Raw genomic sequence first — 14,923 nt, 5'->3', positions numbered from 1 at the left:
TACAAATACGGCGGGCGCCCCGCGCGTCGTCGTTACGACACGCGGGGCGCCCGGATCCGTTCTGGTTAGCGGTACGACCCGAAGTCGAAGTCGTCCAGCGGAACCGCCTGCCCGCTGGCCGGACCGAAACCGTAGTCGGTCTCGGGGTATCCGGTCATCGAGTAGACCTTGGCCTTCGCCTCCTCGGTCGGCTCCACCCGGACGTTGCGGTACTTGCTGATGCCAGTACCCGCCGGGATGAGCTTACCGATGATGACGTTCTCCTTGAGACCGATGAGCGAGTCACTACGCGCGTTGATCGCCGCGTCGGTGAGCACCCGGGTGGTCTCCTGGAAGGAGGCCGCCGACAGCCACGAGTCCGTGGCCAGCGACGCCTTGGTGATACCCATCAGCACCGGCCGACCAGCGGCAGGCTCGCCGCCCTCGGAGACGAGCCGGCGGTTCTCCGACTCGAACAGCGCCCGGTCGACCAGCACACCCGGCAGGAACTCGGTCGCACCGGAGTCGATCACCGTCACCCGCTTGAGCATCTGGCGGATGATGATCTCGATGTGCTTGTCGTGGATGAGCACACCCTGCGAGCGGTAGACCTCCTGGACCTCACTGGTCAGGTGGACCTGGACCGCCCGCGGACCCATGATCCGCAGGAGCTCGTGCGGGTCGATCGTGCCCTCGGTGAGCTTCTCGCCGACCGCCACGTGGTCGCCGTCGTGAGCCCGCAGCTTGACGCGCTTGGAGATCTTGTCGTACACGATCTCCTCACTGCCGTCGTCCGGAACCACGATGATCTTCCGCGAGCGCTCGCCGTCCTCGATCCGGATGCGTCCCGGGGTGTCGGCGATGGGCGCCTTACCCTTCGGCACCCGGGCCTCGAAGATCTCCTGCACACGCGGCAGACCCTGGGTGATGTCCTCACCCGCGACACCACCGGTGTGGAAGGTACGCATGGTCAGCTGCGTGCCCGGCTCACCGATCGACTGGGCCGCGATGATGCCGACCGCCTCGCCGATGTCGACCGACTTACCGGTCGGCAGCGAACGGCCGTAGCAGGCGGCACAGACACCGAGCTTGGACTCGCAGGTGAGCACGCTGCGCACCCGGACCGTCTCGACACCGGCCTCGACGATCTTGTCGACCAGGATGGAGTTGAGGTCCATGCCCCGCTCGGCGACCACGTTGCCGTCGGTGCCCTTGATGTCGTCCGCCAGGGTACGAGCATGCACACCGGTCTCGGCGTGCGTGTGCACCACCAGCTTGCCGCCCTCAAGGAACTGGCCGACCTGCATCGGGATGGCCCGGTCAGTGCCGCAGTCCTCCTCACGGATGATCACGTCCTGCGAGACGTCCACCAGACGACGGGTCAGGTAACCCGAGTCGGCGGTACGCAGCGCGGTGTCGGCCAGACCCTTACGGGCACCGTGCGTGGAGATGAAGTACTCCAGTACGGAGAGGCCTTCCCGGTAGCTGGCCTTGATCGGCCGCGGGATGATCTCACCCTTGGGGTTCGCCACCAGGCCACGGATCGCGGCGATCTGACGGAGCTGGAGCAGGTTACCGCGGGCACCCGAGTTGATCATGACCCAGAGCGGGTTCTCCTGCGGTAGCGCGGTTTCCATCTCCTTGGCGACCTCGTTGGTCGCCTTGGTCCAGATCTCGATGAGCTCGCCGCGACGTTCCTCGGCGGTCATCAGACCCCGCTGGTACTGCTTGTCGATCCGGTCGGCTTCCTTCTCGTACCGCTCCAGGATCTCCGGCTTGCGCGGCGGCGCGATGACGTCCTGCATACCGATCGTCACGCCGGACCAGGTGGCCCAGTGGAACCCGGCCTCCTTGAGCCCGTCGAGGGTCGCGGCCAGCGCCACCTTCGGGAACCGCTCGGCGAGATCGTTGACGATCGCGGAGAGCTGACCCTTGCGGATCTCGTAGTTCACGAACCGGTAGCCCTGCGGCAGGGTCTCGTTGAACAGCACCCGACCCAGCGTGGTCTCCACGGTGAGCGGCTCTCCCGCGACCCAGCCCTCCGGCTCGGTCCACTTCGGCTGGCCCACCCCGTTGTCGACGCCGATCACGCCGTGCAGGCGGATCTTGATCGGGGTCTGCAGGTGCAGCTCCCCGTTGTCGAAGGCCATCCGCGCCTCGGCGTCCGAGCTGAACGCCCGACCCTCACCGATCTCACCGGGGGTGAGGTGGGTGAGGTAGTAGAGCCCGATAACCATGTCCTGCGTCGGCATGGTGACCGGCTTACCGTCGGCCGGCTTGAGGATGTTGTTCGACGACAGCATCAGAATCCGCGCCTCGGCCTGGGCCTCGGCGGAGAGCGGTACGTGCACCGCCATCTGGTCACCGTCGAAGTCCGCGTTGAACGCGGTGCAGACCAGCGGGTGGATCTGGATCGCCTTGCCCTCGACCAGCTGCGGTTCGAAGGCCTGGATGCCCAGACGGTGCAGGGTCGGCGCCCGGTTGAGCAGCACCGGGTGCTCGCCGATGACCTCTTCCAGCACGTCCCAGACGACCGGCCGCTGCCGCTCGACCATCCGCTTCGCGGACTTGATGTTCTGCGCGTGGTTGAGGTCCACCAGGCGCTTCATCACGAACGGCTTGAACAGCTCCAGCGCCATCTGCTTGGGCAGGCCACACTGGTGCAGCTTGAGCTGCGGGCCGACCACGATGACCGAACGGCCGGAGTAGTCGACGCGCTTGCCGAGCAGGTTCTGACGGAACCGACCCTGCTTGCCCTTGAGCATGTCGGAGAGCGACTTCAGCGGGCGGTTACCCGGGCCGGTGACCGGCCGGCCACGGCGGCCGTTGTCGAACAGCGCGTCGACGGCCTCCTGCAGCATCCGCTTCTCGTTGTTCACGATGATCTCGGGCGCACCCAGGTCGATCAGGCGCTTGAGCCGGTTGTTCCGGTTGATCACCCGGCGGTAGAGGTCGTTCAGGTCCGAGGTCGCGAAGCGGCCACCGTCGAGCTGCACCATGGGGCGCAGGTCCGGCGGGATGACCGGGACGCAGTCCAGAACCATGCCGAGCGGGGAGTTGCGGGTGTTCAGGAACGCCGCGACGACCTTGAGCCGCTTGAGCGCCCGGATCTTCCGCTGGCCCTTGCCGGAACGGATGATCTCGCGGAGGTTCTCCGCCTCGGCGTCGAGGTCCATGTTCTGGACCAGCGCCTTGATCGCCTCGGCACCCATGCCGCCGGTGAAGTACTCACCGAAGCGGTCCCGCAGCTCGCGGTAGAGCAGCTCGTCGGTGACCAGCTGCTTCGAGTCCAGCTTGCGGAAGGTGTCGAGCACCTCGTCGAGCCGGTCGATCTCACGCTGCGCACGGTCGCGGATCTGGCGCATCTCGCGCTCGCCGCCCTCTTTGACCTTGCGGCGCACGTCGGCCTTGGCACCCTCGGACTCGAGCTCGGCCAGGTCGGCTTCCAGCTTGGAGGCCCGCTTCTCGATCTCCGAGTCGCGACTGTTCTCCGCCTGACGCTTCTCGGCCAGGATCTCGTTCTCGATCGTGGACAGGTCGCGGTGACGCGCCTCGGCGTCCACGCTGGTGACCACGTACGATGCGAAGTAGATGATCTTCTCGAGGTCCTTGGGAGCCAGGTCGAGCAGGTAGCCCAGCCGGCTGGGAACGCCCTTGAAGTACCAGATGTGCGTCACGGAGGCGGCCAGCTCGATGTGGCCCATCCGCTCACGCCGTACCTTGGAGCGAGTGACCTCGACCCCACAGCGCTCACAGATGATGCCCTTGAACCGGACCCGCTTGTACTTACCGCAGTAGCACTCCCAGTCCCGCTGCGGACCGAAGATCTTCTCGCAGAAGAGCCCGTCCTTTTCCGGCTTCAGGGTGCGGTAGTTGATCGTCTCGGGCTTCTTAACCTCGCCGTGCGACCACTGGCGGATGTCGTCCGCGGTAGCCAGGCCAATGCGCAACTCGTCGAAGAAGTTGACGTCGAGCACGTTATGTATCCCTCGTGTCGTGTCTTATTCGTTGCTAGCTCTCCCGGGGAAGGTCTGGGGCAGGGCGAGCCCTGCCCCAGACCTTTCGCCTCACACCTCTTCGACCGAGCTCGGCTCACGCCGGGACAGGTCGATACCAAGTTCCTCCGCCGCGCGGAAGACCTCGTCGTCGGTTTCGCGCATTTCCAGGGCCACGCCGTCGCTGGAAAGCACCTCAACATTGAGGCACAGCGACTGCAGCTCCTTGAGCAGCACCTTGAACGACTCCGGGATGCCCGGCTCGGGAATGTTCTCGCCCTTGACGATCGCCTCGTAGACCTTGACTCGGCCCAGCACGTCATCGGACTTGATCGTCAGCAACTCCTGCAGGGCGTAGGCGGCGCCGTACGCCTGCATCGCCCAGCACTCCATCTCGCCGAACCGCTGGCCACCGAACTGCGCCTTACCACCCAGCGGCTGCTGCGTGATCATCGAGTACGGGCCGGTCGACCGAGCGTGGATCTTGTCGTCGACCAGGTGGTTCAGCTTCAGGATGTAGATGTAGCCGACCGCGATCGGGGACGGCAGCGGTTCGCCGGAGCGGCCGTCGAACAGCTGTGCCTTTCCGCTCGCGCCGATGAGCTGCTTGCCGTCCCGGTTAGGCAGGGTCGACGAGAGCAGACCGGCGATCTCCTCCTCGCGGGCACCGTCGAAGACCGGAGTCGCGACGTTGGTGTCCGGCTCGGACGAGTCGGCGTCGATCGAGCGCAGTTGGCGCTTCCAGTCCGCGTCGTCGCCCTCGACCTGCCACCCGGTCTTGGCTACCCAGCCCAGGTGGGTCTCCAGCACCTGACCGATGTTCATCCGGCTCGGCACACCGAGCGGGTTGAGCACGATGTCGACCGGCGTGCCGTCCTCAAGGAACGGCATGTCCTCGACCGGCAGGATCTTGGAGATGACACCCTTGTTGCCGTGCCGGCCGGCGAGCTTGTCACCGTCCTGGATCTTCCGCTTCTGGGCCACGTAGACACGGACCAGCTCGTTGACCCCCGGCGGCAGTTCGTCGCCGTCCTCGCGGGAGAAGGTACGCACACCGATGACCGTGCCGGTCTCGCCGTGCGGAACCTTCAGCGAGGTGTCCCGAACCTCACGCGCCTTCTCACCGAAGATCGCGCGGAGCAGGCGCTCCTCCGGGGTCAGCTCGGTCTCGCCCTTGGGCGTGACCTTGCCGACCAGGATGTCGCCGGGTACGACCTCCGCACCGATCCGGATGATGCCGCGCTCGTCGAGGTCGGCGAGCATTTCCTCGCTGACGTTCGGGATGTCGCGGGTGATCTCCTCCGGGCCCAGCTTGGTGTCGCGGGCGTCGACCTCGTGCTCCTCGATGTGGATCGAGGTGAGGGCGTCCTGCTGCACGAGGCGCTGCGACAGGATGATCGCGTCCTCGTAGTTGTGACCCTCCCAGGGCATGAACGCCACGAGCAGGTTGCGCCCGAGCGCCATCTCGCCCTCGTCGGTGCAGGGACCGTCGGCGATGACCTGGCCGGCCTCGACACGGTCACCCTCGAAGACGACCGGCTTCTGGTTGACGCAGGAGCCGGCGTTGGAGCGGCGGAACTTGTGCAGCAGGTAGGTACGCCGGTGGCCGTCGTCCTGGTGCACCGTCACGTAGTCGGCGCAGAGGTCCTCGACCACTCCACCGACCTCGGCGACAACCACGTCGCCGGCGTCGACGGCGGCACGGTATTCCATGCCGGTGCCGACCAGCGGCGCCTCCGCCTTGACCAGCGGCACCGCCTGGCGCTGCATATTCGCGCCCATCAGTGCCCGGTTGGCGTCGTCGTGCTCGAGGAACGGAATCATGGCGGTCGCGACCGACGTCATCTGACGCGGCGAGACGTCCATGTAGTCGACCGCCGTCGGGGCGACGTAGTCGACCTCACCGCCCTTCCGACGAACCAGAACCCGGTCCTCGGCGAAGTGACCGTCGGCCCGCAGCGGGGCGTTGGCCTGCGCCTTGACGTACCGGTCCTCCTCGTCCGCGGTCAGGTAGTCGATCTGGTCGGTGACCTGACCCTCGACCACCTTGCGGTACGGCGTCTCGATGAACCCGAAGGGGTTGACCCGCCCGAAGGTGGACAACGCGCCGATCAGGCCGATGTTCGGGCCTTCCGGCGTCTCGATCGGGCACATCCGGCCGTAGTGCGACGGGTGCACGTCCCGGACCTCGAAGCCGGCCCGCTCACGGGAGAGACCACCCGGGCCGAGCGCGCTCAGCCGGCGCCGGTGGGTAAGACCCGCCAGCGGGTTGGTCTGGTCCATGAACTGGGACAGCTGCGACGTACCGAAGAACTCCTTGATCGCCGCCACCACCGGGCGGATGTTGATCAGGGTCTGCGGCGTGATCGCCTCGACGTCCTGGGTGGTCATCCGCTCGCGGACAACCCGCTCCATCCGGGAAAGACCGACCCGGACCTGGTTCTGGATCAGCTCGCCCACGGTACGCAGCCGCCGGTTGCCGAAGTGGTCGATGTCGTCGGCTTCGTAGCCCTCCTCACCGGCATGCAGCCGGCAGAGGTACTCCACGGTGGCGACGACGTCGTCCTCGGTCAGCGTGCCGGTGGTGATCGGCACCTGTAGTTCGAGCTTCTTGTTGAACTTGTACCGGCCGACCTTGGCTACGTCATACCGCTTCGGGTTGAAGAAGAGGTTGTCGAGCAGGGTCTGGGCGTTCTCGCGCGTCGGCGGCTCACCCGGCCGGAGCTTGCGGTAGATGTCGAGCAGTGCCTCGTCCACCCCGGCGATGTGGTCCTTCTCCAGGGTGGTCATCATCAGCTCGGACCAGCCGAACCGCTCGCGAATCTGCTCGCCGGTCCAACCGATCGCCTTGAGCAGGACGGTGACGGCCTGCCGGCGCTTACGGTCGATGCGGACACCGACCGTATCTCTCTTGTCGATGTCGAACTCCAGCCAGGCACCCCGGCTAGGGATGACCTTGACGCTGGAGAGGTCGCGGTCGGAGGTCTTGTCCGGCTGCTTGTCGAAGTAGACGCCCGGAGACCGGACGAGCTGACTGACCACGACGCGCTCGGTGCCGTTGATGATGAAGGTGCCCTTCGGCGTCATCATCGGGAAGTCACCCATGAACACCGTCTGGCTCTTGATCTCGCCAGTGGTGTTGTTGGTGAACTCCGCGGTCACGAAGAGCGGAGCGCAGTAGGTCAGATCCTTCTCCTTGCACTCTTCGATCGAGGCCTTGACCTCGTCGAAGCGCGGAGCGGAGAAGGACAGGGACATAGTGCCGGAGAAGTCCTCAATCGGGCTGATCTCGTCGAGGATCTCCGCGAGACCCGAGCGTGCGTGCGGGTCGTCGGCCGACCGGCCCTGCCAAGCCTCGTTGCCAACCAGCCAGTCAAATGACTCGTTCTGGATGGCGAGGAGGTTGGGGACCTCGAGGTGTTCGGTGATCCTGCCGAATGAGATTCGGCGGGGCGCGAATGCGCTCGACGTACGACTGGTCTTCGCAGGGCGGGAAGCTGCCAAGATGCGTCCTTCCGAGGACCGGTGCTGCAGAACGGCTGTTACGCGTGCACTCCAATGACCCCACTAGAAATATCCGCAATCGGACATTCCGAGCAGGGGTCAAGTCGGAAGGCAGCGCAAACTAGCAGTGTAGCCGAGAGGCTAACCGCTGTCCAGCCCGGCACGGCAGGGCGTTGCGAAACGTGCCGAGGCCCGAGGCCGCCACGCGTTCAGATACGCGCTCGCACGTCTTCGCACGCTCCCCGCAGGCGACTCTGGTCGTGTCGGTAGCGGGGCCACCGGCACCACCTGAGTGATGGCCGTCGCAAGCGCGGAAGGTCTTGCTGGTGTCAGCGTGCCTGCCGGTGGCCGGCCGCGTCAAGGGCTGGAACGTCGGTCACGCAACGTCTTTCCCCGGAGATCGGTGGTCCACACCCGGACGGGGCAGGGTATCCGCCCACCAAAGCCCTGATCACCTGCTGTCAGCAGACAGCAGCGGGCGGCGATCCGATCTCGGATCGCCGCCCGCCGCCACGCAATGTGCGTCAGCTCACTCACCCGGGTGGCGCTGGCGCCAACGCCACCGGGTGATGCGCCGGGAAAACTACTTGAGGGTGACCTTCGCGCCCTCGGCCTCGAGCTTGGCCTTGGCCTTGTCGGCGGTCTCCTTGTTGACCTTCTCGACGACGGCCTTCGGCGCGCCCTCGACGAGGTCCTTGGCCTCCTTCAGGCCCAGGCCGGTCAGCTCACGCACGACCTTGATGACCTGGATCTTCTTGCCGCCGTCAGCCTCGAGGATGACGTCGAACTCGTCCTGCTCCGGCTCCGCCTCGGCGGCCGGGCCGGCCGGGCCGGCAACGCCGACGGCGACCGGGGCGGCCGCGGTGACCTCGAAGGTGGTCTCGAACTGCTTCACGAACTCCGACAGCTCGATCAGCGTCATTTCCTTGAACGCGTCGAGCAGCTCGTCGGTGCTGAGCTTCGCCATGGTTGGCGTCCTTTCCTCGTACTATCGAAAGTTGATCAGAGGCGCTGGAGCGGGCCGTCAGGCCTGCTCCGCGCCCTCCTTTTCGCGCTTGTCCTGCAGCGCCGCCGCGAGGCGGGCGGTCTTGGACAGCGGCGCCTGGAACAGCGCCGCGGCCTTGCTCAGGCTGCCCTTCATCGCGCCGGCCAGCTTGGCCAGCAACACCTCGCGGGACTCGAGGTCAGCGAGCTTGGTGACCTCCGCCGCGGTGATGGCCTTGCCCTCGAAGACGCCACCCTTGATGACGAGCTTCGGGTTCGCCTTCGCGAAGTCACGCAGACCCTTGGCCGCCTCGACGACGTCGCCGCCGACGAAGGTCAGCGCGGTAGGACCGGTGAACAGCTCATCGAGACCCTCGATGCCAGCGTCCGTCGCAGCACGCTTGGCCAGCGTGTTCTTCGTGACCGAGTACGTGGTGTCACGCCCCAGCGAGCGCCGCAGCTGGGTCAGCTGGGCGACCGTCAGGCCGCGGTACTCGGTCAGCACGGTGGCACCCGAGCTACGGAAGTGCTCGGTGAGTTCGGCAACGGCCGTGGCCTTGTCGGCCCGAACCGGCTTGTCCGCCATGTCCCTCCTCTCTCATTGCTCCAGGCTGGTTACCTTCGTAAAAGGTAGGAAGGAACAGCCGCAACGAGAATCGCCCCGGCGCAGGGCGCACGGGGCGGGAGATTCATGCGAACATGATCAACACGCTTTCCGTTTCCGCCTGCGCGGGCCGCCCGTCGAACGGGACCTTCAACCGTGCCTTGGCACGGTGACCAGCGGTCTTCGGTGGTTACGATTGCCCGGGTCGAAACCCAGACGACTTGTCAAGAGTACGGGAGCATCCGACCAGCGCCAAATCGGTACGCGATCGTCGACAGCAAGTGACGGGGGTCACGCCCTGCGCCGGCGAAGCCAGCCGTACAGGGCGAGGGCAGCGGCGCTCCAGAGCAGGGCGTGCACGGTCAACTCGACCACCCGCACCCCGGTCGGCCCCGACGTGGTCGCCCGGGCGGTCGCCATCATCGGCGGCGCCAGCCACGGCACCACCGAGTCACGCAACCCGAACACGATCGCCCCGACCACCCCGCCAACCAGGATCAGCACCCCGTAACGCGGGCTGTCGGAAGCCGCCCGGCTGGCCAGCGCACCGAGCGCCACCGCGGCCGGCAGGACCAACAGGTGCGCCCAGACTCCGAGCGCGATCCCCTCGGCCAGCGGCAGATCACCCGTATCCTTCGGCCCGACGACACCGCCGAGCAGCCACGGCAGGACCAACGCCACCGCCACCGTGCCGATCCCGGCCAACCCGGCGGCGACCAGACCGGCGACGGCCTCCCGTCCCCGGCTCCCCACGGTGACCAGCGCCAGGCGACGCGCCACATCCGGCTCGACATCGAGCAGCAGCTTGGTCTGCCAGGCCAGTACGGGGAAGATCACCACTGCGGAGACCCCGTACGCCTCCCCCGCCTGCGCCTGCCCGCCCCCGTAGAGGACGGCCAGCACGACCAACCCCGCGATCAGTGGTGCCAGCGCCCGCCCCGTACGGACGAACCCGGTCAGCCGCATCAGCGTCAAGGGGATCATGCCGTCAACCCGCTCCCGGTCAGCCCGCCCCGCTCCGGCTCGGCCACGGCGGCCGACGCGGACACGGCCGGCCGTACCCCGAGGACCTGGTGGCCGGCGGCACGCAGAGCGGCCACGGTCCCCGCGGCATCGGCGGTCGGGACCACGATCTCCACCACGCTGCTCTCGCTGGACGGCGACGGCGTCGCCACGATGACGGCCCCCTCGTCCACGAGCCACTGGGTCGCCCCGGGCAGCCGCACCGTCTCCCCTCGGTGATCACTCACCAGTACCGAACCTCCCGCGTCCCGGACCTCGGCGATCAGGTCCGGCACCATCTCCCGGGCGGTCACGTCGAGCCCCTCCCAGGGCTCGTCCAGGATCAGCAGATCCGGCCGGACCAGCAGCGCCTGGGCGAGGCCGACCTTCTGCGCGGTGCCCTTGGACAACTCCGGCAGCCGCACGTCGCCGTACCGGCGCACGCCGAGCCGTTCGGTCCAGGCCGTGACCACGCGCCCGGCCTCCGAAGCCGGAAGCCCTCGCATCCGTGCGACGGCGGTCAGGTACTGGTCGATGGTGAAGGGCTGGTCTGCCGGGAAGCGCTCGGGCACCCATCCGACCACACGGGGCCGGTCCCGCACCGCGCCCCGGGTCGGCCGGAGCACTCCGGCGGCCAGTTGCAGCAGAGTGGACTTTCCCACCCCGTTACGGCCGAGTACCACCGCGGCCTCAGCCGGTGCGAGATCGAGCTGGACCGCGCGCAACACCCACGGCGCACCGCGCCGGTAGCGCAGCCAGACATCGTCGAGACGCATGGCCCGAGCTTGCCAGACCCGGACATGGATCGGGGCCCCACCCAGTGGGTGAGGCCCCGACTCATGCTTCCGGTCGTCGACCGGTGTGGGCCCTGCTCGGGCCGGAGGAGCTGACTCAGGCCTCGGCCGAGTCTCCCTGGAGGTTCTTCACCACGTTCGGGTCGACCGGCACGCCGGGGCCCATGGTGGTGGTGACGGTGACCTTCTTCAGGTACTTGCCCTTGGCCGCGGACGGCTTGGCGCGCAGCACCTCGTCGAGGACCGCGGCGTAGTTGTCGATCAGCTGCGCCTCGGAGAAGGACGCCTTGCCGATGATCAGGTGCAGGTTGGAGTGCTTGTCCACCCGGAAGGTGATCTTTCCACCCTTGATGTCCGAGACCGCCTTGGTGACATCCATGGTCACGGTGCCGGTCTTCGGGTTCGGCATCAGGCCGCGCGGGCCCAGGATCCGCGCGATCCGGCCGATCTTGGCCATCTGGTCCGGGGTGGCGATGGCGGCGTCGAAGTCGAGCCAGCCCTCCTGGATCCGGGCGACCAGCTCGTCGGAACCGACCTCGTCGGCACCGGCGGCGAGGGCCTCTTCGGCCTTCGCGCCAGCGGCGAAGACGATCACACGAGCGGTCTTGCCGGTGCCGTGCGGCAGGTTCACCACGCCACGGACCATCTGGTCCGCCTTACGCGGGTCGACGCCGAGGCGCATCGCGACCTCGACCGTGGCGTCGAACTTGACCCGGGTGGTCTCCTTGGCGAGCTTGACCGCCTCGGCCGGGGTGTACAGGTGATCCCGGTCGACGACCTCGGTGGCCTTGCGGTAGTTCTTGCTGCGCTGCATGTCTGGCTACTCCTGTGGTGTCTGGCGGGTCGCGCCGACGGCACGCCCTCCCACGAATTCCGAACTCTCCACCGCGAGGTGGAAAGTTGTCACTTGACGGTGATGCCCATCGACCGGGCGGTGCCGGCGATGATCTTCTCGGCCTGCTCGATGTCGTTCGCGTTGAGGTCGGCCATCTTCTTCTCGGCGATCTCACGCAGCTGGGCACGGGTGACCGAGCCGACCTTCTCGCTCTGCGGCACGCCGGAACCCTTGGCCACACCGGCGGCCTTGATCAGCAGGCGCGCGGCGGGCGGGGTCTTCAGCACGAAGGTGAAGGACCGGTCCTCGTACACGCTGATCTCAGCGGGGACGATGTCACCGCGCTGCGATTCGGTCTGCGAGTTGTACGACTTGCAGAACTCCATGATGTTGACGCCGTGCTGACCGAGCGCCGGGCCGACCGGCGGCGCCGGGGTGGCCTGGCCCGCCGGCAGCTGAAGCGTGAACGTCTTGACGAGCTTCTTCTTCGGAGGCATGTCTCTTCCTGGGGCTTGATATCTGGTGAATGTGCACCGGACGTTGCCGCACCGGGGCGCGCACGGTCAGCGCGACCAATGGGGCGACGTTCTAGGATAGCGCAGGCCGGAGCCGGGCTATCCGCCCAGGTCACCGTCGAACGTCTGTCGAGACGCCGGTGGGCGCCGGGCCCGACCGGACCCGACGCCCACCGGGCATCGACTAGATCTTGGCGACCTGGTTGAAGTTGAGCTCCACCGGCGTCTCCCGACCGAAGATCGAGACCAGCACCTTGAGCTTCTGCTGGTCCGGATTGATCTCGCTGATCGTCGCCGGCAGGGAGGCGAAGGCGCCGTCGGTAACGGTGACGGAGTCGCCCACCTCGAAGTCGAGCACCCGGATCTCAGGCTTGGCCTTGCCGCCCTTGGTCTCGGCCTCCACGGCCGGAGCGAGCCACTTGAGCACCTCGTCCAGCGACAGCGGCGCCGGCCGGTCGACCCGGTCCGTCGCCCCGACGAAGCCGGTGACGCCGGGGGTGTTCCGGACGCAGGAGTAGGACTCCGCGGTCAGCTCCATCCGGACCAGGATGTAGCCGGGGAAGACCTTGGCCTGCACCTGGGACCGCTTGCCGTTCTTGACCTCTACCTCTTCCCGGGTCGGCACCTCGACCTGGAAGATGAACTCCTCCATGTCGAGGCTGGTGATCCGGGTCTCCAGGTTGGTCTTGACCTTGTTCTCGTAACCGGCGTAGGAGTGCACCACGTACCAGTCGCCCGGTGCGTAACGCAGCTTCTGCCGCAGCTCCGCGACGGGGTCGTAGTCCTCGTCCGGCTCCGACTCGCTGATCTCATCGAAATCCGGCTCGCTGGCGGCCTCGACCGACTCGTCACCGGCCGCCGTCGCCACCGCGGACTGCTCGTCCGCGGATCCGGCGGTCTCGTCGTACTCAGGCACGCTTGCTCACTTCCGTCACTATCAGCTGCGGCAGCGCGTCAGCTGGGGTTACCGAAGACCCACAACACGCCCTGGGCGAACCCGTAGTCCAGCCCGGCCACGATCGTCAGCATCACGGCGACGAAGACGACCACCACGGCGGTGTAGGTCAGCAGTTCCTTCCGGGTTGGCCAGATGACCTTACGCAGTTCGGCCACGACCTCGCGGAAGAACCGGGCGATCCGGCCGAAAAATCCCACGCGCTGGGTTTCCGACTTGGCCTTCGGCCGGCTGTCGGCCGACTCGGCCTTGGTCCGGGAACGGGTGGCGGTGCCACCTCGCGAGACCGGCTCCTCGCCCTCGTCGGCGTCATCGTCGACAGCGTCGTCGATCGTCTCGTCATCGAGGCGGTCGTCGTCCGCGGCGTCCTCGCCGCGCCGGTTGCTCTCGGCCACTTCGCCCTCCGTCGGGGGGTGCTGGGTTCGCACGTCGGGTGGACGCGCGACACACTGGTCTCGCCGGCCGAGTTCGAATGAACGCACTCGACCGAAACCCGAACCCTACCGTCCCCCGGGACGGGCCGCGGCCGGCGGAGCCGACGGATGCCGTACGACGCGGGGTGACCCGCTCCGGTACGACCCCGCCGATGCCACCACCACGGGACGACAGCCGCACATCGGCGACTCCGACCCCCGGGAACGGTCAGGCCTAAGGCGCAGGGGTGACAGGACTTGAACCTGCAGCCTGCGGTTTTGGAGACCGCTGCTCTGCCAATTGAGCTACACCCCTGTGCGGGAAAGTCCCCCTACTTGGGCACGCACGCCTAAGTAGGGCCTACTTGCCCCACGGCGGACCAGTGTACGGGTAGACGACCGACTTTCCCAACCGGTCTCCCCCCGCACGCCGGCCGCCCGTCGGAGCGCGCCGTTCCCGGCCGCCCGACCCACGCCGGAGCGCTCTGCTCAGCCAGCGGCGAGCGAACCCCGGATGGTCGCCCGCGCCTGCGCGAGCACCTTCTCTCCGAGGCAGGTCGCGGTCAGGTCGAGCCTGGTCAGGCCTGGTTCAGGGGTGTCCCGAACGACGGCACGCACCTCTATCTCGGTGCCCTGGTCGTCATCCGGCACCAGCACCGGGCGGGTGAACCGGACGCCGTACTCGACCACGGCGTCAGGGCTCCCGGCCCACTCCGTCACCGCCCGCCCCACCAGCGCCATGGTGAACATCCCATGGGCGATCACACCGGGCAGGCCGACCTTGGTGGCGAACCGGTCGCTCCAGTGGATCGGGTTGAAGTCGCCCGAGGCGCCCGCGTAGCGGATCAGGTCGGCCCGGGTCACCCGGAAGGTCTTCACCGGCAGTTCCACGTCAGCTCTCCCCGCGTACGACAAGCTTTGACCAGACGGTGACCACCGGCTCGCCGGCAGCGGTCGAGACGTCCGTCCGGGTGGTCAGGAAATCGTGGCCCCCACGGGACGTGATCTCCTCCACGGTGTTGACGCAGACGAGTTCGTCCCCGGCCACCACCGGGCGGGCGTAGGCGAAACGCTGGTCACCATGGACCACCCGGCTGTAGTCGATACCGAGCGCCGGATCGTCGATGAGCTGCTGGCTCGCCGCCATCGTGACGATCACCGGAAAGGTCGGCGGCGCGACCACGTCGCCGTGACCGAGCGCGCGGGCGGCCTCCGGGTCGTGGTACGCCGGATCGGTCGCGCCGATCGCCGTGGCGAACTCACGAATCTTCTCCCGCCCCACCTGGTACGGAGCGGTCGGCGGATAACTGCGGCCAACAAAAGAAGGGTCCAACGACATGCCG

Annotated in this window: 12 protein-coding genes and 1 tRNA gene; all 13 read right to left on the bottom strand. The window is 67.4% G+C overall.

The features are described from left to right. Positions 1-65 precede the first annotated feature (65 nt). Complete coding sequence (locus tag BDK92_RS21930; RefSeq protein WP_121158399.1) at positions 66-3,956, bottom strand: DNA-directed RNA polymerase subunit beta'; 3,891 nt, start codon at positions 3,954-3,956, stop codon at positions 66-68. Between the two features lie 90 nt (positions 3,957-4,046). Next, a complete protein-coding gene (rpoB, locus tag BDK92_RS21925; RefSeq protein ID WP_121158398.1) occupies positions 4,047-7,478 on the bottom strand; it encodes a DNA-directed RNA polymerase subunit beta in 3,432 nt (1,143 codons plus the stop codon). A gap of 583 nt (positions 7,479-8,061) precedes the next feature. Beyond that, entirely contained in the window at positions 8,062-8,445 is a 384-nt protein-coding gene (gene rplL / locus BDK92_RS21920; protein ID WP_121158397.1) for a 50S ribosomal protein L7/L12, read from the bottom strand. Between the two features lie 57 nt (positions 8,446-8,502). Beyond that, a complete protein-coding gene (gene rplJ / locus BDK92_RS21915) occupies positions 8,503-9,048 on the bottom strand; it encodes a 50S ribosomal protein L10 (protein WP_121158396.1) in 546 nt (181 codons plus the stop codon). Positions 9,049-9,357: 309 nt separating this feature from the next. Further along, positions 9,358-10,050, bottom strand: a complete 693-nt coding sequence (locus tag BDK92_RS21910) for a hypothetical protein (RefSeq protein ID WP_121158395.1) — start codon at positions 10,048-10,050, stop codon at positions 9,358-9,360. Further along, positions 10,047-10,844: an ATP-binding cassette domain-containing protein gene (locus BDK92_RS21905; RefSeq protein WP_121158394.1), complete on the bottom strand. Its 798-nt coding sequence runs from the start codon at positions 10,842-10,844 to the stop codon at positions 10,047-10,049. The genes BDK92_RS21910 and BDK92_RS21905 overlap by 4 nt, the downstream gene beginning before the upstream one ends. Positions 10,845-10,959: 115 nt before the next feature. Further along, positions 10,960-11,676: a 50S ribosomal protein L1 gene (gene rplA / locus BDK92_RS21900; RefSeq protein ID WP_121158393.1), complete on the bottom strand. Its 717-nt coding sequence runs from the start codon at positions 11,674-11,676 to the stop codon at positions 10,960-10,962. Positions 11,677-11,765: 89 nt separating this feature from the next. Next, entirely contained in the window at positions 11,766-12,194 is a 429-nt protein-coding gene (gene rplK, locus BDK92_RS21895; protein WP_121158392.1) for a 50S ribosomal protein L11, read from the bottom strand. 202 nt (positions 12,195-12,396) lie between these two features. After that, complete coding sequence (gene nusG, locus BDK92_RS21890; protein ID WP_121158391.1) at positions 12,397-13,128, bottom strand: transcription termination/antitermination protein NusG; 732 nt, start codon at positions 13,126-13,128, stop codon at positions 12,397-12,399. A gap of 38 nt (positions 13,129-13,166) precedes the next feature. Beyond that, positions 13,167-13,562: a preprotein translocase subunit SecE gene (secE, locus tag BDK92_RS21885; protein ID WP_121158390.1), complete on the bottom strand. Its 396-nt coding sequence runs from the start codon at positions 13,560-13,562 to the stop codon at positions 13,167-13,169. 261 nt (positions 13,563-13,823) lie between these two features. Next, positions 13,824-13,896, bottom strand: a tRNA-Trp gene (locus tag BDK92_RS21880). Between the two features lie 173 nt (positions 13,897-14,069). Next, positions 14,070-14,471, bottom strand: coding sequence for a MaoC family dehydratase (locus tag BDK92_RS21875; RefSeq protein WP_121158389.1), 402 nt, complete (start codon positions 14,469-14,471; stop codon positions 14,070-14,072). 1 nt (position 14,472) lies between these two features. Further along, positions 14,473-14,919 carry a MaoC family dehydratase N-terminal domain-containing protein gene (locus tag BDK92_RS21870; RefSeq protein WP_121158388.1) on the bottom strand — a complete coding sequence of 149 codons (447 nt, stop codon included), beginning with the start codon at positions 14,917-14,919 and terminating at the stop codon, positions 14,473-14,475. Positions 14,920-14,923: the final 4 nt, after the last annotated feature.

Origin of the sequence: Micromonospora pisi (assembly GCF_003633685.1) — a bacterium.
Taxonomy (GTDB): Bacteria; Actinomycetota; Actinomycetes; order Mycobacteriales; family Micromonosporaceae; genus Micromonospora_G; species Micromonospora_G pisi.
This window is presented reverse-complemented; position numbering and strand designations above follow the sequence as displayed.